Below are 19173 nucleotides of genomic sequence, written 5' to 3'. Positions count from 1 at the left end.
TGTGATGGTAATTGATGTAGGCATCGTGCAGATGAATTCGTCCGAAAGCTATGAAGATAATCTGGCTTTTTCTGAGTATATGATTGCAGAAGCCGCTGAGCGAAAGCTCAATCTTTTAGCCTTTCCTGAAACCTTTCTCTATGTCGGTAATGACCATTCAGCGAAGCATGATGTGGCCGAGAAACTGGAAACGGATATCCTGCCTCGCTTTAGCCAGCTTGCCAAACAGAGTAATTGTGCCCTCTTGCTGGGCAGTGTGTATGAAATCACTGATGAAAACAGTGGAAGGTTGTTCAATACGTCTATCTTCATTGACCGCGATGGCACTGAAAAAGCTCGCTATCAGAAAATTCATATGTGTGACGCCGTTCCACTGGGGTATATGGAATCAGCCGGGATAAAGCCGGGTAGTAAAACAGTGGTGATTGATCATGAGCTGGGTCGGCTGGGATTTAGCATTTGTTATGACTTACGTTTTCCGGACTTGTTTCGATCACTGTCAGACAAAGGCGCTGAAATTATTTTTGTTCCGGCGGCATTTTTTCTCCACACAGGTAAACATCACTGGTTACCGCTGTTAATTGCAAGGGCTATCGAAAATCAGGTCTATATTGTTGCGCCGAATCAGTGGGGGAAGCATTATGGTGATCGCATTTCATATGGTAGTAGCGTCATTATTGATCCCTGGGGAAGTATCCTGTGCTGTGCACCTGAAAGAGTCGGCCTCACCCTGAGTCGAATGGATATTGAGTATCTGCGTCAGGTTCGGTCAAATATGCCGCTACACACACATCGCAGACCGGAACTTTATATATAGAATCCTAGATACACTTCAGGAAATTGAAACAGTTATCGCCAACGCTGAAGGATAATCGTTTTTAGCGTGGACTCGACCGGCTGTTTTGCGATAAAATTGCAAAGATTTTGTCTGGGGAGAACGTCATGTTTGCCCCATTATTTTTATCTGGTGGAGGTTTCCCTTGCGAACGAGTGCGTTACTTGCTCTTGAAGACGGCACGGTTTATCACGGCGAATCGATTGGAGCCATTGGCCAGTCAGTCGGTGAAGTTGTTTTTAACACGTCAATGACTGGCTATCAGGAAATCCTGACCGATCCTTCTTATTGTCGACAAATAGTCACATTAACCTATCCTCATATCGGAAATACCGGTGTTAATGATGAGGATGAAGAATCTGACAACGTTTACGCAAGTGGACTTATTATTCGAGAACTGTCTCCTGTTGTAAGCAGCTGGAGAAGTGAACAAGCATTGGATGCTTACCTAGTCAAACACAATATCGTCGGCTTGGCAGGTATTGATACACGCTCACTAACACGTTTGATTCGTGAAAAAGGGGCAATGAAAGGCTGCATCGTCGCAGGTGATAACATTGACATTGAAGCGGCTATCGCTGCTGCAAAAGGCTTTCAAGGTTTAAAAGGGCTGGATCTTGCCAAAGAAGTCAGCACAAAAGCATCTTATGTCTGGGATGAGGCCTGCTGGCATATTGATGGTCAGTCTAAAGCGGCTGAACCGAAATATCATGTGGTGGCTTATGACTATGGTGCCAAGAAAAACATTCTCAGAATGTTGGTTGAGCGCGGTTGCAAGCTGACTGTCGTGCCGGCACAAACCCCTGTTGAAGAAGTTTTAGCCCTCAATCCGGATGGGGTATTCCTATCAAATGGTCCTGGTGATCCTGAACCCTGTGATTATGCGATAAGTGCGATTCAAACGTTGCTGGAAAAAGATATCCCGACCTTCGGTATCTGCCTTGGTCACCAATTGTTAGGTCTCGCCTGTGGCGCCAAAACAGTCAAAATGAAGTTTGGTCATCATGGTGCTAACCATCCTGTGCAAGAACTGCTGGCGGGATTGGTTATGATTACCAGCCAGAATCATGGCTTTGCCGTAGATGAAGAAACACTGCCAGACACATTGACAGCAACGCACAGATCATTATTCGATGGCACCTTGCAAGGTATCCACCACGTCAGCAAGCCAGCATTTAGTTTCCAGGGACATCCTGAAGCAAGTCCTGGTCCGCAAGACGCAGCTCCACTTTTTGATCACTTCATCGATCTACTTGAACAAGCAACGGGTAAATAACACACGATGGCTAAACGTACTGATATTCAAAGTATTCTGATTCTGGGTGCAGGACCGATTGTTATCGGTCAAGCCTGTGAATTCGATTATTCTGGTGCACAAGCGTGTAAAGCGCTGCGAGAAGAAGGTTATCGTGTCATTCTGGTGAACTCGAATCCAGCCACGATCATGACTGACCCTAATATGGCAGATGCCACTTACATCGAACCGGTTACCTGGCAAGCTGTAAGCAAAGTCATTGAAGCAGAACGTCCAGATGCCATTTTGCCTACTATGGGCGGACAGACAGCGCTTAACTGTGCACTGGATCTGGAAAAACACGGTATTTTAGAACAATTCGGTGTCGAAATGATCGGTGCTGATAGTGAAGCTATTAACAAAGCTGAAGACCGTGACTTATTCCGTGAGGCTATGCGTAAAATCGGTCTGGATATGCCACAATCTGATATTGCACACACGCTGGACGAAGCCTTACAGGTTCAAGAAAAATTTGGTTTCCCAGTGATTATCCGTCCTTCTTTTACGATGGGCGGTAGTGGCGGTGGTATCGCTTATAACAAGCAGGATTTTATTGAAATCTGTCAGCGAGGTTTATACCTCAGCCCAACTTCTGAATTACTGATTGAAGAGTCAATCATAGGCTGGAAAGAGTATGAAATGGAAGTGGTGCGTGACCGTAAAGATAACGCCATCATTATCTGTTCCATTGAAAATCTGGATCCTATGGGCGTACACACAGGTGATTCAATCACCGTTGCCCCAGCTCAAACCCTGACAGATAAAGAATATCAAATCATGCGTAATGCCTCTCTGGCAGTATTGCGTGAAATTGGTGTGGATACCGGTGGTTCAAACGTACAGTTTGCTGTTAATCCAGAAACAGGCCGTCTGATTATCATTGAGATGAATCCACGTGTCTCGCGTTCTTCAGCCCTGGCCTCTAAAGCAACAGGTTTCCCTATCGCGAAAGTCGCTGCAAAACTGGCAGTAGGCTATACACTAGACGAATTGCAAAACGAAATTACCGGTAACGCGACACCGGCTTCGTTTGAGCCAACAATCGATTACGTGGTGACAAAAGTACCGCGTTTTACGTTTGAAAAATTCCCACAGGCTGATAACCGTCTAAGTACGCAGATGAAGTCTGTCGGTGAGGTGATGGCTATTGGACGTAACTTCCAGGAATCATTACAAAAAGCCTTACGTGGATTGGAAATCGATCGCGATGGCCTGACAGAAGTTATTGATCTTAGCGAAGAAAACATAGCAGAAACATTACGCCGTGAGCTGAGTTTACCGGGCTCAGATCGTTTATGGTACGTAGCAGATGCCTTCCGTTATGGTTTCAGTTTTGATGAAATTCAAAAGCTGACTCATATAGACCCATGGTTCTTGATTCAAATTGAAGAGTTGGTGACATTAGAAAATCAACTTAAAGAATGCTCGCTTAACGATATCGATCAGCAGGAAATGTATGCCTTAAAACGCAAAGGTTTCTCTGATTCACGATTGGCTAAACTGTTACAAAAAACAGAAAAACAGATCCGTGAGTATCGTCAGGCGATGCAAGTACGTCCGGTCTATAAACGCGTTGATACCTGTGGTGCTGAGTTTGCAACTGGCACGGCGTATATGTATTCAACTTACGATATGGAATGTGAAGCCAACCCAAGTGATCGTGACAAGATTATGATTCTGGGTGGTGGTCCTAACCGTATCGGTCAGGGTATTGAGTTTGACTATTGCTGTGTTCATGCGGCATTGGCCTTACGTGAAGACGGTTATGAAACCATCATGGTTAACTGTAACCCTGAAACGGTTTCAACCGATTACGACACCTCAGATCGTTTGTATTTCGAATCATTAACATTGGAAGATGTATTAGAAATCGTCGAACTGGAAAAACCGAAAGGGGTCATCGTACAGTTCGGTGGTCAAACACCATTAAAACTGGCGCGTGCACTAGAAGCTGCGGGTGTTCCTATTATCGGAACATCACCAGATGCGATTGATCACGCAGAAGACCGTGAACGTTTCCAGCAAATGGTTGAGAAACTGAACTTGTTACAACCACCAAATAGACTGGCCCATTCTGTTGATACCGCTGTCGCATTAGCATCGGAAATTGGTTATCCCTTAGTGGTACGTCCCTCGTATGTATTGGGTGGACGCGCGATGGAAATCGTTTATAACGAAGAAGAATTACAACGTTATATGCTGAATGCGGTGAAAGTATCGAATGAATCGCCCGTTTTATTAGACCGTTTCCTTGATGATGCTATTGAAGTCGATGTTGATGCTATCTGCGATGGTAAAGATGTACTGATTGGCGGCATTATGGAACACATTGAACAAGCTGGTGTTCACTCTGGTGACTCTGCTTGTGCTTTACCTCCATATAGCCTGAGTCAGGCAACACAGGACCAGTTGCGTGAGCAAGTACGTCAAATGGCGTTAGAGCTCGGCGTAAAAGGTTTAATGAATACGCAGTTTGCCATCAAGGGTGAGCAAATCTATATTCTTGAAGTCAATCCACGTGCGTCACGTACGGTGCCTTATGTGTCGAAATCCATTGGTGTGCCGTTAGCTAAGATTGCTGCGAGAGCTATGGCGGGTCGTTCACTAGTGGACCAAGGCGTAACGAAAGAGGTCATTCCTTCTTATTACTCTGTTAAAGAAGCGGTATTCCCATTCATTAAATTCCAAGGCGTTGATCCTATTCTTGGCCCTGAAATGAAATCGACGGGTGAAGTCATGGGGGTCGGCAGAACATTTGGTGAAGCTTTTGCAAAATCACAGTTAGCCGCTTCAGTTGTACTGCCTACTGGAGGCAAAGCCTTTATCAGTGTGCGTGAGGCTGATAAGGTAGCTGTTATACAAATTGCGAAAGACCTGTCCTCACTTGGTTTTGCATTGCTCGCTACACGAGGCACACAGCGTGTATTAGAAGAAGCGGGTGTGAATTGTGAGCCTGTGAACAAAGTCGCGGAAGGTCAACCTCATATCGTCGATATGATTAAAAATGATGAAATTGACTTGATTGTGAATACGACCGAAGGTCGCCAATCTGTTGCCGATTCAAGAGAAATTCGTCGTGCAGCACTGCAGCATCAAGTCAACTATACGACAACATTGGCAGCTGCTAGAGCCACTGTTCAAGCATTAAATAGCGAAGATATTGGCTCAGTAAACAGGCTGCAATCTTTGCATGGAGAGTTAAATTAATGGCTGTACCAATTACTTCACGTGGTGCTGAAGCACTTAAAGAAGAATTAAAACACCTGAAGATGGTGGCAAGGCCTGAAGTGGTTGCGGCTATTTCAGAAGCCCGCGCACATGGTGATTTAAAAGAAAATGCGGAGTACCACGCAGCAAAAGAGCAGCAAAGTTTTATCGAAGGTCGTATTCAGGAATTGGAGTCGGTATTGTCTAATGCTCAGATAATCGACCCGGCTACTTTGCCTAAAGAAGGCCGCGTGGTATTCGGGGTGACAGTAACCTTATTAAATATAGATACTGATCAGGAAGTGAAATATCAGATCGTAGGTGACTATGAATCTGATATTAAATTAAATCGTATTTCTGTATCTTCGCCTATTGCACGTGCACTGATTGGTAAAGAAATTGATGATGTAGCAACAGTGCAAGCGCCAGGCGGTAATATCGAATATGAAATTATTGATATAGGCTACGAGGCGTAGAATGCTGTCTGGCTATTCAGGTGAACGATTGCTTTTGACCCTTTGGATTGGTTCATTATGGTCGATAGGATATTTAGCTGTACCAATGGCCTTTGCGAATTTAGAACTAACAATTGCCGGTGATTACGCCGGCAAATTGTTTTATGCCGTCAATATTCTAAGCCTTATAAGTGCCTGTATTTTGTTGATAAGCCGGTTATTTGTTTTTGGTGTCACCACATTTCATCGCTATTGGCGAAGCTGGCTTATTTTAGCCATGTTAATAATGAGTGTTGTCTTTCTGCTTTTTATTCAGCCTGATATGGCATCGATAAAATTATTAGACTGGCGTGCAGATCCTGTTTTAACTGAACGGTTTAATACGCTGCATAAACTAAGTGAGAGTATATATATGTTAATGAGCTTACTTGGTTTGATGTTAGTATTAACTTCAGACAAGCGCGCAGAAGCAGAGCAAACATCCTGATATGGCTAGAAGTAAATCAAGTCAAAGCTGGTTAAAAGAACATTTTGATGATCAGTATGTCAAACAGGCTCAGAAAGAAGGCCATCGTTCACGTGCGACTTTCAAATTAAAAGAAATTGATAATAAAGATAAACTCATTCGTCCTGGTATGAGTGTCGTTGACCTTGGCTCAGCACCTGGCGGTTGGTCCGACTATGCCTTAGCTAAGGTTGGCGATAGTGGTAAAGTCATCGCATTAGATATATTAGAAATGACCCCTTTGACTGGAGTACATTTTATTCAAGGTGACTTCCGTGAAGACGATGTACTAGATGAATTGAATAAAGTATTGGATGGTCGGCAAATAGACCTTGTATTATCGGATATGGCCCCCAATATGACAGGTGTAGGGTCGATAGATCAGCCTTCAAGTATGTACTTGGTCGAGTTGGCTTTAGATTTTGCATTGAATAATTTAAGTAAAAGCGGTTGCTTTCTTGTCAAAGTGTTTCAAGGCGAAGGATTCGAAGCTTTTTTGAAAGAAATGAGAGACAATTTCACGAAAGTTGTTACCCGTAAGCCGGGGGCTTCTCGAGCGAGAAGTCGTGAAGTTTATTTGTTGGGGCGTGGTCTCAAATAACATTTAATGGTAACCAGAGGTACCTTACATTGAATGACATGATGAAAAATATTGTTTTGTGGGTAGTCATCGCCGTTGTGCTGATGTCTGTTTTTAATAATTTTGGTCCACAAAGTAATGATTCAGGCAGCATGGATTATTCTAGCTTTATCAGCAACGTGAAAAACGGGGCTGTAGCCAGAGTTGATATTCAGGGCAGAACCATTTCAGGTGAACTGACAGACGGTAGTAAATTCACGACATATAGTCCTGATTACGATCCCGGTTTGATTGGTGATTTATTAGATAATGGCGTCACCATCAAAGCGGAACCAGCAGAAAAAACCAGCTTACTGATGCAAATCTTTATCTCATGGTTCCCAATGCTTCTACTGATTGGTGTCTGGATTTTCTTTATGCGACAAATGCAAGGTGGCGGCGGTAAAAACCCCATGTCATTTGGTAAAAGCAAAGCGCGCATGCTTAACGAAGATCAAGTTAAAGTCACCTTCAAAGATGTCGCTGGTGTAGAAGAAGCCAAAGAAGAAGTGGCTGAACTGGTTGATTTCCTGCGCGATCCAAGCAAGTTCCAGAAACTGGGTGGTCGTATCCCTCGCGGTATTTTGATGGCCGGCTCACCAGGTACAGGTAAAACCTTACTGGCTAAAGCAATTGCAGGTGAAGCTAAAGTACCGTTTTTCTCTATTTCTGGTTCTGACTTCGTTGAAATGTTTGTTGGTGTGGGTGCGTCGCGTGTTCGTGATATGTTTGAACAAGCGAAAAAGCATGCACCATGTATCATTTTTATTGACGAAATTGATGCTGTAGGTCGTCACCGTGGCGCCGGTATGGGCGGTGGTAACGATGAACGTGAGCAAACACTTAACCAACTATTAGTAGAAATGGATGGTTTTGAAGGTAATGAAGGTGTGATCGTTATCGCGGCAACTAACCGTCCTGACGTACTTGATCCAGCATTATTACGTCCAGGCCGTTTTGACCGTCAGGTCGTGGTACCGCTGCCTGACATTCGTGGTCGTGAACAGATCCTCAATGTACATTTGCGTAAAGTACCAGCCGCTGATGATGTCGATGCAAGAGTGATTGCTCGTGGTACACCAGGCTTTTCTGGTGCTGATTTAGCTAACCTGGTTAATGAAGCGGCATTATTCGCTGCTCGCGGCAATAAACGTCTGGTTGGCATGGAACAACTCGAATTGGCAAAAGATAAAATCATGATGGGGGCAGAACGCCGCTCCATGGTGATGAATGAAAAAGAGAAAGAGTTAACGGCTTACCATGAGGCTGGTCATGCCATCATTGGTCGTTTAGTACCGGGGCATGATCCTGTCTATAAAGTCAGTATTATTCCAAGGGGTAGAGCATTGGGTGTGACGATGTTCTTGCCGACAGAAGATAAATACAGTTACAGTAAACAGACCTTAGAAAGCCAAATTTCAAGTTTATATGGAGGTCGTTTAGCGGAAGAGCTTATCTTTGGTCAGGAAGCGGTGACTACCGGTGCGTCTAATGATATCCAACGTGCTACTGAACTTGCTCATAATATGGTCACTAAATGGGGGCTTTCCGACAACATGGGACCATTGTCTTATGGTGAAGATGAAGGCGAAGTTTTCTTGGGCCGTAGTGTGACTCAGCATAAAGCGGTGTCTGATCTGACAGCGAAACAGATCGATGAAGATGTAAGACGTGTTATCAACCGTAACTATGATCGGGCAAAACAATTGCTGATTGATAATATGGATAAATTGCACACCATGGCTAAACTATTAATGAAATATGAAACCATTGATAGTGATCAGATTGATGCTATTATGGAAGGGCGTGAACCGGGTGAACCAAAAGACTGGACTGATCGTTCGTCTACACCACCATCTGGTGATACAGAATCTGATTCTTCAGAAACACCTTCTGGCAAACCAGCTGATCAGCTGCATTAAAAACCAGGAAGTAATTACGTGATTTTTGATTGTGCGGGCAAGTCCTTGGACTTGTCCGTTCCTCGTATTATGGGCATCGTAAATGTCACTCCTGATTCATTTTCAGATGGTGGCAAATTTCTTAATCATGATGCAGCCCTCAAACAAGCTGAAAAGCTTATCGCCGAAGGCGCAGATATTTTAGATATCGGTGGTGAATCTACACGACCTGGTTCAGACATCGTTGCGGAGCAACAAGAAATCGAACGTGTTGCACCCGTCATAGAAATGATAAGTGCAGAATTCGATATTCCTATCTCTATCGATACCATGAAGCCTGGAGTTATGAGAGCAGCGGTGAAGGCCGGTGCTGGGCTCATCAATGATGTGAATGCTCTACGAACTGAAGGTGCATTGGCAGCCGCTGTTGAGCTAAATGTTCCAGTCTGTCTAATGCATATGCAAGGCACACCTCAAACCATGCAACATGAACCTCATTACAGTGATGTGGTTGCTGAAGTGAAAGCGTTCTTGTTGGAACGCGTAGATACCTGTCTAAAAGCAGGTATTAAAGCTGAACAGATCATGCTTGATCCCGGTTTTGGCTTCGGTAAACGTGCCCGCCATAATCTAAGGCTGATGAAACATTTATCCACTCTGACGGATTTACCTTATCCGGTTTTAGTTGGTGTTTCACGTAAGTCTATTATTGGTGATATGTTAAAAGTCAGTGTGGATGAACGATTAGCTGGCAGCTTATCGCTCGCTTCAATCGCAACATGGTTGGGTGCAAAGCTTATCAGAACTCATGATGTTAAAGAGACACATCAAGCCGTAAAATTAAGTCAGGCAGTTATGCAGGTAGAAGATTTTGACTAAACAAAGACGTTATTTTGGAACAGACGGCATTCGTGGTCGTGTTGGTGACGGTGCCGTCACGCCGGACTTTGTATTAAAACTCGGCTGGGCGGTTGGCAGAGTCCTGGCGAAAGAACGTAACAGCAGAGTCATCATTGGTAAAGATACCCGTATTTCGGGCTATATGTTTGAGTCTGCCTTACAGGCTGGTTTATCTGCCGCAGGCGTTGATATCTATTTATTAGGGCCCATGCCCACTCCGGCAGTCGCTTATCTAACTCGTACTTTTCATGCTCAAGCTGGCATAGTTATAAGTGCTTCACATAATCCTTATCATGATAATGGAATTAAGTTTTTTTCGGCGCAGGGGACAAAATTACCTGATGAAATAGAACTGGAAATCGAGGCGATGCTGGAACAACCATTAAAAACGGTCGATTCAACCCGATTGGGTAAAGCACATCGTATTGGTGATGCCGCAGGGCGTTATATTGAGTTTTGTAAAAGTACAATACCAACCGGCATTGATTTAAGTGGGCTGAAAATCGTTGTTGATTGCGCGCACGGCGCTACCTATCACGTTGCCCCGGATGTCTTTAAAGAGTTGGGTGCTCAAGTTATTGTTATGGGTGCTGAACCTGATGGTTTTAACATCAATCTAAACTGTGGCTCGACTGAACCGCGACTTCTACAACAAGCTGTACTTGAGAATAAAGCCGATCTGGGCCTTGCATTAGATGGTGATGGTGACCGTATCATCATGGTTGATCATCGCGGGGAAATCGTCGATGGTGATGAACTATTATTTATCATCGCCAGAGCAAGACAACGTATTGGCGCAAGTATGCCTGATGTTGTTGGCACCCAAATGTCAAACCTAGGCTTAGAACATGCGCTGGCGAAATTTGATATGTCACTTCACCGGGCAAAAGTCGGTGATCGTTATGTCATGGAAAAACTGCAACAGGTCGGTGGTTTACTGGGGGGGGAAGCATCTGGTCATATCATTTGTCTGGACAAGACATCAACAGGTGATGGCATCGTTGCAGCACTGCAAGTGGTTGCAGAAATACAGCAAACTAACAACAGTCTGCATGAGTTACGATCTGTCGTAACAAAATATCCTCAACATTTGATTAATGTCAGAGTCAATAAAATGATTGATCTGAATAAAAATGCTGAGATTAACCAAGCCATTGCATCGGTAGAGAAAAGACTGGGTGATGAGGGACGGGTATTACTCAGAGCCTCAGGAACTGAACCGGTTATCCGTGTCATGGTCGAAGGTATTGATGCGACATTAACCAAACAACTGGCCGAGGAACTAGCCTCTGTAATAGAGCAGGAGCTGAAAAATTAAATGAGATGTTTTGATAAGAGCCTCAACTTATTCTGATAATTGCTTAGCCAGAACTATTTCATACATTGCTTTATCCATAGTGGGTATGTAGTCTGATGTTTCATTTTATATTGAAAGAGAGTGTTAAGTGCGTAAACCACTAGTCGCTGGTAACTGGAAAATGAACGGCTCTAGTGAGAGTAATAAAGCACTACTTGAAGGCATACTCTCTAAAGCCGATACTTTTTCAGATATTGAAGTTGCGTTATTTCCGCCTTCTGTTTATCTGCAACAAGTACAATCTGCCCTTACAGGTACAGGTTTAGCTTGGGGGACGCAGAACCTGTCTCAGTTTGAGAAAGGGGCTTACACGGGCGAAATTTCGGCGAGTATGCTGGTCGATTTTGGCTGCAAATATGTATTAATAGGCCACTCAGAAAGACGTTGTTTATATGCCGAGTTAGACCTAGATCAATGTCTACTTGATCGCATTATCGCTGAAAAATATGAAATGGCAGTTAGAGCAGGTATCACACCAATTATCTGTATTGGGGAAAGCCCTGACGAACATGCTGTTGGTCGTACCGAAGAAGTCGTGTTGCGATTACTCGATACTGTTATTGCGCATCAGGGCGTTGAAGGGCTCGCTCATACGGTTTTAGCATATGAACCGGTATGGGCTATCGGCACAGGCCGCTCAGCCACGCCAGAATGGGCGCAAGACGTACATAGCTTTATGCGTCAACGTGTAGCCAAACACGATAAAGAGATAGCAAAAAATATAAGAATACTTTACGGAGGCAGCATAAAAGGTAATAATGCTGCGCCATTGTTTCTACAACCTGATATTGATGGTGGACTTATCGGCGGCGGATCACTCGACGCCGATGAATTTGTTAAAATATGTCAGGCCGCAGTTTTAAAATTAGGTTAACAACACATGCACGCGATTATTCTCACAGTTCATATTATTGCCTGTCTTTTACTGATTGGATTTGTTCTGATTCAGCACGGCAAAGGCGCTGATGCAGGTGCTGCATTTGGTGGTGGCGGTGGTGGTGCCTCAGGTAGTCTGTTCGGCAGTCAGGGTTCAGCTTCATTTTTAAGCCGTGCAAGTGCGATCTTAGCGACTATCTTTTTCATCACAAGTCTGACACTAGCTTATTTTTCTGTGGATACACCAGGGAAAGCACAAAGTGTGACTGAGTCTGTGCCAACAACAGAACAAAAAGTCGATAAAACACCTGCAGATTTGCCGGAATTACCGTAGAATACGCAACCTTGATTACCCTTGCCGACGTGGTGGAATTGGTAGACACGCTATCTTGAGGGGGTAGTGCCTTCGGGTGTGCCGGTTCGACTCCGGCCGTCGGTACCAAATTAAAGAGCCTGACTAATGTCAGGCTTTTTTTTTGCCTATGGACTTTAGTAAAAACAACGAAATAATAAATTTTACATCAAGGGGCTAGGAATAATTAGTGAAGTCGGTAATATCTATCTCAATATATTACTTACTTAGAGAAGGAATTTTTCGTTATGGAAAATATTGTTTGGCATAAACACAAGCTAGAAAAGTTAGATCGATCAAAACAAAAAAAACAAAAGCCCTGTATTTTATGGTTTACAGGCCTAAGTGGTGCTGGTAAATCCACGGTTGCAGATGCTGTAGAACAAAAGCTATTTGAGCTGGGACATCACACTTATTTACTTGATGGTGATAATGTCAGACATGGTCTGAATAAGGATCTGGGATTTTCTGATGCCGATCGTGTTGAGAATATTAGACGAATTGGGGAAATGGCTAAGCTATTTGCTGATGCTGGCCTGATTGTCATGAGTGCTTTTATCTCACCGTTTCGCAGCGATAGGCAATTGGTTCGTGACCTTGTTGAAGAAAAAGAGTTTGTTGAGGTTTATATATCTACTCCTCTCAGCACGTGTGAAAAACGTGATCCTAAAGGTCTCTACAAAAAAGCCAGAAGTGGACAGATAAAAAATTTTACAGGAATTGATTCCGATTACGAAGTGCCACATCATCCTGAAATAGCACTGAATACAGCTGAACTTAATGTAAATGAGTGTGTTGATAGAGTTATTTCCTACTTAAAACAAAACGAGATTATTTAAATCTAATGACAAATTTTGATGTTTTTAACGGCGATGCTGACGGTATTTGTGCGTTAGTTCAATTGAGACTAGCTAATCCAATTCGGTCTGAACTAATCACAGGAGTTAAACGCGATATAAAATTACTGAGTAGGGTCGATGTAGAAAAAGCCTCTCAAGTAACAGTGTTAGATATCTCAATGCAGAAAAATCATGATGCACTGCTAAATCTGCTATCACATGATGTTGATGTGTTTTATGCCGATCATCACAACCCAGGAGATCAAATCAGTCATCCTCGCTTAGAGGCACTGATTGATATGCATCCCAACAAATGCACAGCGTTGATAATCAATGAGTACCTAAACAATGCCTATGAACTATGGGCAATAACAGCGGCTTTTGGTGACAATCTTGCCAAAGTTGCTGAAGATTATGCAAATAAAATTCAGCTTGATGAAAGTAACATAATCAAACTCAAAACCCTGGGGCAGCATATTAATTACAATGGCTATGGTGCCAGTATTGATGATTTATTTTTCGCACCTGATGAGTTGTATAGATGTTGTGTTAACTACCACTCACCACTAGATTTTATTGATGACAATGCTGAGATAATTGAAACTCTGAACTCAGGCTACAACTCTGATTTGGCACAGGCCAAACAACAAAAGCTCAGCTATGAAAATGAGACGGTGGGAGTCATCACACTACCTGATGATAAATGGGCAAGACGTATTAGTGGTACCTATAGTAATTATTTAAGCAATCAGTATCCCTCGCGAGCACATTTAATTCTCACTGAAATACCTGATTCATCTGCTTATGTGGTAAGCATAAGAGCACCCAAAATACGTCAAGAAGGAGCTGATTATATTGCAGGTCAATTTGACACTGGGGGAGGTAGAAAAGCTGCTGCAGGTATTAACTGCTTGAAAGAAGATGAGTTGCCTAAATTAATCTCTGTTCTTGAAAGCTATTATAAGAGCGAAGCGAATTAATCCCGCATCATTTATACTTAAGGTATAGATGTTACTTAATATCAATAAATACTAATAAGGTAAAAAGGAACAAATGGCTCAAGGCAGGATAAGACAGTATGATGCAAAAATTAATGCGATATCACGCCTGATTGATAGTGGCATTATCCTGCTTACCTTTTTAGCCTTATTTGATATTTTTAAGGCGGGATGGGATGTCCTTTATATATGGAGTCTCTTATTCGCTATTCTATTGTTTAACTTTTTTGCCGAATCTCAAGATGCTTATCGTTCATGGCGAGGCACTGCATTGAGAGAAGAAGTTTCGGCAGTTATGTTTTCATGGTTTACCAGTGTTTTCATTCTGGTAATGATTGATATCTTTTTCATTCACTCTGGTAGTTATCTGGATAGCTTTGTTTTTTTATGGTTTTTATTGACGCCAATTGAATTAATTTCCTGGCATGCCATTGTGAGAACATCGTTGGCAATTCTCCGGGCTCGCGGAGTCAACACCAGAAACGTTGCTATCGTTGGTGAAACAACTTTGGGAAAACGTCTGGAGCGTGCATTTAATGAAATGGACTGGTCAGGATTCAGGCTGGTAGGTTATTACGATGACCGCTCACAAAAACGTGTCGAAACGGAACCTAACTTAGTCGTCACCAACAAAAACGTGGGTGATTTCAATCAGCTGATTGAGGACTGTAAAGCAGGTAAAGTGGATACGGTGTATATCACTCTTGCTATGTCAGCAGAGCATAGAATACGGCATATAACCGAGCTATTGGCAGACAGCACCGCCTCAGTATACTTAGTACCAGACTTGTTCACGTTCAATCTTCTTAATTCACGTTGGGTGGATTATCAGGGCATTACGGCTATTTCAGTTTATGAAACGCCCTTTGCTGGTATCGATAGTATATTGAAACGATTAGAGGATATTATCCTCAGCTCCATTATTCTGATGATTATCGCTATACCCATGTTGATTATTGCAGCTGGGGTGAAGTTCACATCTAAAGGACCTGTATTTTTCAAACAGACCCGTTATGGTGTGGATGGTGAAAAAATTAAAGTATGGAAATTCCGTACAATGACTGTCACGGAAGATGGTGAAAAAGTCACGCAAGCTCAGAAGAATGACAGCCGAATTACGCCTTTTGGTGGTTTCCTGCGTAGAACCTCACTTGACGAGCTTCCACAATTTTTTAACTCTCTGGGTGGGTCGATGTCCATCGTTGGACCACGGCCACACGCTGTAGCGCATAATGAGCAATATCGCGCACAGATTCAGGGATATATGCTGAGGCATAAAGTTAAGCCGGGCATTACCGGACTAGCACAAATAAATGGTTTTAGAGGTGAAACAGATACATTGGATAAAATGCAGGGACGTGTGCATTATGATCTCAAATATATTCAGAACTGGTCGCTATTACTAGATCTTGAGATTATTTTTTTAACGCTGTTCAAAGGGTTTGTCGGTAAAAATGCCTATTAATTGCCCGTTTAGTTTTAATTAGTAATGTTACTTACTAAATATACTTGTTACTTACCTTGAGACACAGTATTATATACATACTGTTAAGGTATCGGTGTAAAGCATATACACTAGATAATACTAGTTATCATAAGTATCTTAATAGCAATCAGAACAATAGACATCAACGGTGATGGCTTTGTAGCAAGATCATATCTGGTCTTACACAATGTCGACGTGTTTGATGTTGTGTAATTAAAGCCAAACTCGTCGTGAGGCGGGGTCGGAAAGCCACAGATCTTTAATGCTATATTTTAAAGATGGCTGGGTTGCATTGCTTGTTTTTTCGAATTCTTATGCATAAGGAAATTATTATGAAAAAAGCGATGCTATTTATCGTAGCTTTATTGTTTTCAGTAAGTGTTAACGCCGCGACGTTATCTCTGACTGAAGCTGGTTCAACTAACGCAAGTCAAAGTGTTGATTTATCTGGCAGCTCAGTTGTTTTAGCTGGTGGTACTGTCTCTAAGAAAAGTACTTGGAGTTCAGCGTTCTCATTAACTACTGACACAGATACACCTGTTGTAATCGCATGGTCATTTAACCCTGCAATTAAAGGTGCAACATTAGTTTTTGCTACATTGGGTGACACTGTGTCATATGCAATTACTGAAGACTTCAGCTTCACAGCTATGTTGACAGCAGGTACTAGCTACATCCTGAGTATCATTGATGCGACATCAGGCGTAGTTAAATATGACGTTTCAGTATCTGCAGTACCTGTTCCAGCCGCATTATTCTTGTTTGCCCCTGCTTTATTAGGCTTTTTGGGTCTGCGTAGAAAAACAGCTGTTGCAGCATAAAAACAATGTTTTTGATAAAAAAGGGAGCTTAGGCTCCCTTTTTTATATTCATTAGCGAATTGATTTTAAATTCCAATAGCAAAATTGTACCAAGGTACAATAGACACGGGTGGACAATGCTCCATATCATTCACTCATCTGACAAAGTCAGATAGGTGATTATCATATCTTATGGATATGGTAATTTAACAAAAGCCAAACTCGTCGTGAGGCGGGGTCGGAAAGCCACAGATCTTTAATTTAAAGATGGCTGGGTTGCATTGCTTGTTTTTTCAACTTATGCATAAGGAAGTTTATTATGAAAAAGGCGATGCTATTTTTAGTAGCTCTCATGTTTTCGGTTGGTGTCAATGCCGCCACATTAACTCTTACTGGTATCGGATCAAGTGGCGCAACACAATCTGTTGATGTAAATAACAACAGTACTGTACTCGCTGGTGGTACTGTAGGTGAGGTTGGTAACTGGTATTCACAATTTGATCTTACCTCTGATACAGCTACCAACGTGAAAATTGAATGGTCTTTCAATCCATTCACAGCTTTAACAGGCGCAACAGTAAAATTCGGAGAAATCACCGGCCCTAACGGTAGTTACTTACCAGGTGCACAAACCTTTGTTATCACTGGTGATTTTAGTTTCACTGCATTTTTAGCTGCGAACGTTTTCTACGGTTTAGATATTATTGATGCAGCCTCTAACATCTTAAAATACGATGTGTCAGTATCTGCTGTACCAGTACCAGCAGCATTATTCTTGTTTGCTCCTGCCTTATTAGGTTTCTTGGGGCTTAGAAGAAAATCAGCAGTTGCTGCATAAGAATTAAGATTTAAGTTAACAGTAACTTAACTGTCACAAATTGAAAGGGAGCAAAAGCTCCCTTTTTTTTTGAAAAATAGAGTGTTAATATCAAAATTGAATGTCATTTATAGATAAGGATTTTCCTCATGCCAAAACGCTTCATTTTATTCTGTATTGTCTTCGTTTCACTGTTTTCTTCATCCGTATTTGCTGCCGAACGTTATTTGTTAAATTCAGGAGACGTTTTAGACATTTCTGTATGGAATGAAGAATCTTTGCAAAAACAAGTAACGGTTTTACCTGATGGTGTTATTACCTTTCCACTAGCAGGGGAAGTTGTCGCTAAAGATAAAACGGTGGCAGAGGTAGAAGAAGAATTAACTAAAAAACTCAACGAATACTTGGCTGATCCGGTTGTTACAGTTTCTGTCACTAATGTTGAAGGCAATAGGGTCCATATTTTAGGAAAAGTACTTAACCCAGGTTCATTTGTGATGAATCAACCTTTAGATGCCATGCAAGCTCTGAGTTTAGCGGGTGGATTATCGCCTTACGCAGAAGAGAACAATATTATTGTGCTTCGTAGAGATGGAACTAAGCAACAAGTTCTGCCCGTAAAATACGCTGAGATAAAAAAAGGTAAAGAATTGAAGACAAACATCACTCTAGAGAGTGGTGATGTGATGATTGTTCCTTAGCTTGTGGTTGTGGCAGATATTTAATGAAAAGAACTTTATCTCTAGCAATATTATTATCGGTAGTCGGGCAAGGATATGCTGCGGAATGGGGGATTGACTTTAATGCTGACCCTGGATTTAAATACGACGATAACGAATTACTCAGGGAAAATAAAAAGGGTGATTTCAGTTTAAATATTACCCCGACATTATCTCTTTCAAGAACGTTAGAAAACTCTAAGTCACAGATTAATATGGGGTATCGAGTCAGTCGATATGATAAGTTAAGTGAATTAGATAAAGAAAACCCATTCTTCGGTTTTTCGACATCTTACTCAACCGAGCGAAGTTCATATGGACTCAATCTCAATTATGCTGAAAGGGAGTCTCGCTCAATTGCTGAGGACGATACAGCTGATTTCAGTAATACATCGACAACCACCACTAAATCATTGTCTCCAAGCTATAGCTATAGATTGACTGAATTGGATACAGTCAATACCAGTATTTCATATCAAAAGAGAACACAGTCAGCATCAAGTAGTGGATTGTCTACAGGTAATACAAATTTGACTGATAACGAGACAAAGAGTCTAAATTTAGCTTGGCAACACCAGTATTCTGAACGATTAAGTGGAGGGGTTTCTCTTGGCTATGTTAATTATCAGGCTGAATCAGATACTTTAGATAATGAGTACGACTCATATACGGCTGGATTCACTTCAACATATCAACTAGACGAGCTATGGACACTTAACGGACTTATTGGGGCACGTTATCTAGATAGTCAAAATAACTCTTCTACTGGCATCTCCACAACTAGTAATAGTAGTGGACTAAATTACTCAATCAGTGCTACAAAAAAAGGTCAGTTGGATTCTATAACTCTATCTGCAAGTCGTTCTTTACTTCCATCAAGTGAAGGTGATGTGAATGAGCAGGATGCATATACATTCACATATAGTAGAGATTTGACTGAAAAGCTCAAAGCCAACTTATCAACAAGTTATCGTGAGTACACAAGTGCTGACGACCTTAATAGCAACACTACTAAATATATTGATTTCTCACCTAGTTTAAGGTGGAAGTTATATGAACAATGGTCATTTGTTTTTGGCTATCGTTATCGGAGTATTGATGAGTCTGAGGGGAGAAATGTTAACAGTAACGCTGTCACATTTAATGTTGACTATAACTGGGATGGAATCCATTATTCTCGCTAATTATCAACTTAAAACTAATTACATCAGCT

At 42.1% G+C, this 19173-nt stretch carries 18 protein-coding genes, 1 tRNA gene and 2 riboswitches; all 19 genes read left to right on the top strand.

The window, feature by feature from the left end; genetic code table 11:
• Positions 1 to 4: 4 nt before the first annotated feature.
• The 19 genes from QQL60_RS08680 to QQL60_RS08590 all read left to right on the top strand — a co-directional run bounded on the left by QQL60_RS08680 (position 5) and on the right by QQL60_RS08590 (position 19144).
• Positions 5 to 817: a carbon-nitrogen hydrolase family protein gene (locus tag QQL60_RS08680; protein WP_284723075.1), complete on the top strand. Its 813-nt coding sequence runs from the start codon at positions 5 to 7 to the stop codon at positions 815 to 817.
• 163 nt (positions 818 to 980) lie between these two features.
• Positions 981 to 2111 (top strand): glutamine-hydrolyzing carbamoyl-phosphate synthase small subunit, encoded by a 1131-nt coding sequence (carA, locus tag QQL60_RS08675; protein WP_284723074.1) that lies wholly within the window; start codon positions 981 to 983, stop codon positions 2109 to 2111.
• Between the two features lie 6 nt (positions 2112 to 2117).
• A complete protein-coding gene (carB, locus tag QQL60_RS08670; RefSeq protein ID WP_284723073.1) occupies positions 2118 to 5336 on the top strand; it encodes a carbamoyl-phosphate synthase large subunit in 3219 nt (1072 codons plus the stop codon).
• Complete coding sequence (gene greA / locus QQL60_RS08665; protein ID WP_007146603.1) at positions 5336 to 5812, top strand: transcription elongation factor GreA; 477 nt, start codon at positions 5336 to 5338, stop codon at positions 5810 to 5812. Before carB ends, greA begins: the two co-directional genes overlap by 1 nt.
• 1 nt (position 5813) lies before the next feature.
• The gene (locus QQL60_RS08660; RefSeq protein ID WP_284451087.1) at positions 5814 to 6278 is read left to right on the top strand and encodes a DUF4149 domain-containing protein; all 465 of its coding nucleotides are present in this window, start codon (positions 5814 to 5816) and stop codon (positions 6276 to 6278) included.
• Position 6279: 1 nt separating this feature from the next.
• Positions 6280 to 6897 (top strand): 23S rRNA (uridine(2552)-2'-O)-methyltransferase RlmE, encoded by a 618-nt coding sequence (gene rlmE, locus QQL60_RS08655; protein WP_284723072.1) that lies wholly within the window; start codon positions 6280 to 6282, stop codon positions 6895 to 6897.
• Between the two features lie 38 nt (positions 6898 to 6935).
• A complete protein-coding gene (gene ftsH / locus QQL60_RS08650) occupies positions 6936 to 8837 on the top strand; it encodes an ATP-dependent zinc metalloprotease FtsH (protein ID WP_040576611.1) in 1902 nt (633 codons plus the stop codon).
• 18 nt (positions 8838 to 8855) lie between these two features.
• Positions 8856 to 9695 carry a dihydropteroate synthase gene (gene folP / locus QQL60_RS08645; protein ID WP_465263622.1) on the top strand — a complete coding sequence of 280 codons (840 nt, stop codon included), beginning with the start codon at positions 8856 to 8858 and terminating at the stop codon, positions 9693 to 9695.
• Positions 9688 to 11034: a phosphoglucosamine mutase gene (glmM, locus tag QQL60_RS08640; protein ID WP_284723071.1), complete on the top strand. Its 1347-nt coding sequence runs from the start codon at positions 9688 to 9690 to the stop codon at positions 11032 to 11034. The genes folP and glmM overlap by 8 nt, the downstream gene beginning before the upstream one ends.
• Positions 11035 to 11161: 127 nt before the next feature.
• Entirely contained in the window at positions 11162 to 11947 is a 786-nt protein-coding gene (gene tpiA / locus QQL60_RS08635) for a triose-phosphate isomerase (RefSeq protein WP_284723070.1), read from the top strand.
• Between the two features lie 6 nt (positions 11948 to 11953).
• Positions 11954 to 12283: a preprotein translocase subunit SecG gene (gene secG, locus QQL60_RS08630; RefSeq protein WP_284723069.1), complete on the top strand. Its 330-nt coding sequence runs from the start codon at positions 11954 to 11956 to the stop codon at positions 12281 to 12283.
• Positions 12284 to 12306: 23 nt separating this feature from the next.
• Positions 12307 to 12391, top strand: a tRNA-Leu gene (locus QQL60_RS08625).
• 158 nt (positions 12392 to 12549) lie between these two features.
• A complete protein-coding gene (gene cysC, locus QQL60_RS08620) occupies positions 12550 to 13140 on the top strand; it encodes an adenylyl-sulfate kinase (protein WP_284723068.1) in 591 nt (196 codons plus the stop codon).
• 5 nt (positions 13141 to 13145) lie between these two features.
• Positions 13146 to 14120 carry a DHH family phosphoesterase gene (locus QQL60_RS08615; protein ID WP_284723067.1) on the top strand — a complete coding sequence of 325 codons (975 nt, stop codon included), beginning with the start codon at positions 13146 to 13148 and terminating at the stop codon, positions 14118 to 14120.
• 73 nt (positions 14121 to 14193) lie between these two features.
• A complete protein-coding gene (locus QQL60_RS08610) occupies positions 14194 to 15603 on the top strand; it encodes an undecaprenyl-phosphate glucose phosphotransferase (protein WP_007146593.1) in 1410 nt (469 codons plus the stop codon).
• 229 nt (positions 15604 to 15832) lie between these two features.
• Positions 15833 to 15919, top strand: a riboswitch (cyclic di-GMP riboswitch).
• 37 nt (positions 15920 to 15956) lie between these two features.
• Complete coding sequence (locus QQL60_RS08605) at positions 15957 to 16445, top strand: hypothetical protein (RefSeq protein WP_284723066.1); 489 nt, start codon at positions 15957 to 15959, stop codon at positions 16443 to 16445.
• A 184-nt stretch (positions 16446 to 16629) separates the two neighbouring features.
• Positions 16630 to 16708, top strand: a riboswitch (cyclic di-GMP riboswitch).
• A 35-nt stretch (positions 16709 to 16743) separates the two neighbouring features.
• Positions 16744 to 17262, top strand: coding sequence for a hypothetical protein (locus QQL60_RS08600; protein WP_284723065.1), 519 nt, complete (start codon positions 16744 to 16746; stop codon positions 17260 to 17262).
• A gap of 128 nt (positions 17263 to 17390) precedes the next feature.
• Positions 17391 to 17942, top strand: a complete 552-nt coding sequence (locus QQL60_RS08595) for a polysaccharide biosynthesis/export family protein (RefSeq protein WP_284723064.1) — start codon at positions 17391 to 17393, stop codon at positions 17940 to 17942.
• Positions 17943 to 17965: 23 nt separating this feature from the next.
• Positions 17966 to 19144, top strand: a complete 1179-nt coding sequence (locus tag QQL60_RS08590) for a porin family protein (RefSeq protein ID WP_284723063.1) — start codon at positions 17966 to 17968, stop codon at positions 19142 to 19144.
• The last annotated feature ends 29 nt before the right edge of the window (positions 19145 to 19173 follow it).

This window comes from Methylophaga thalassica (assembly GCF_030159795.1).
GTDB classification, from domain to species: Bacteria; Pseudomonadota; Gammaproteobacteria; order Nitrosococcales; family Methylophagaceae; genus Methylophaga; species Methylophaga thalassica.
Note: the sequence above shows the minus strand (reverse complement) of the source record. Positions and strands in the feature narration are given on the sequence as shown.

What these genes read in the sequence shown, in the direction of transcription:
- cysC (WP_284723068.1), top strand. Translation starts at nt 12,550, where the DNA reads ATGGAAAATATTGTTTGGCATAAACACAAGCTAGAAAAGTTAGATCGA.
- carB (WP_284723073.1), top strand. Translation starts at nt 2,118, where the DNA reads ATGGCTAAACGTACTGATATTCAAAGTATTCTGATTCTGGGTGCAGGA.
- secG (WP_284723069.1), top strand. Translation starts at nt 11,954, where the DNA reads ATGCACGCGATTATTCTCACAGTTCATATTATTGCCTGTCTTTTACTG.
- QQL60_RS08595 (WP_284723064.1), top strand. Translation starts at nt 17,391, where the DNA reads ATGCCAAAACGCTTCATTTTATTCTGTATTGTCTTCGTTTCACTGTTT.
- QQL60_RS08660 (WP_284451087.1), top strand. Translation starts at nt 5,814, where the DNA reads ATGCTGTCTGGCTATTCAGGTGAACGATTGCTTTTGACCCTTTGGATT.
- greA (WP_007146603.1), top strand. Translation starts at nt 5,336, where the DNA reads ATGGCTGTACCAATTACTTCACGTGGTGCTGAAGCACTTAAAGAAGAA.
- QQL60_RS08600 (WP_284723065.1), top strand. Translation starts at nt 16,744, where the DNA reads ATGAAAAAGGCGATGCTATTTTTAGTAGCTCTCATGTTTTCGGTTGGT.
- QQL60_RS08615 (WP_284723067.1), top strand. Translation starts at nt 13,146, where the DNA reads ATGACAAATTTTGATGTTTTTAACGGCGATGCTGACGGTATTTGTGCG.
- ftsH (WP_040576611.1), top strand. Translation starts at nt 6,936, where the DNA reads ATGATGAAAAATATTGTTTTGTGGGTAGTCATCGCCGTTGTGCTGATG.
- QQL60_RS08610 (WP_007146593.1), top strand. Translation starts at nt 14,194, where the DNA reads ATGGCTCAAGGCAGGATAAGACAGTATGATGCAAAAATTAATGCGATA.
- QQL60_RS08605 (WP_284723066.1), top strand. Translation starts at nt 15,957, where the DNA reads ATGAAAAAAGCGATGCTATTTATCGTAGCTTTATTGTTTTCAGTAAGT.
- QQL60_RS08680 (WP_284723075.1), top strand. Translation starts at nt 5, where the DNA reads ATGGTAATTGATGTAGGCATCGTGCAGATGAATTCGTCCGAAAGCTAT.
- rlmE (WP_284723072.1), top strand. Translation starts at nt 6,280, where the DNA reads ATGGCTAGAAGTAAATCAAGTCAAAGCTGGTTAAAAGAACATTTTGAT.
- QQL60_RS08590 (WP_284723063.1), top strand. Translation starts at nt 17,966, where the DNA reads ATGAAAAGAACTTTATCTCTAGCAATATTATTATCGGTAGTCGGGCAA.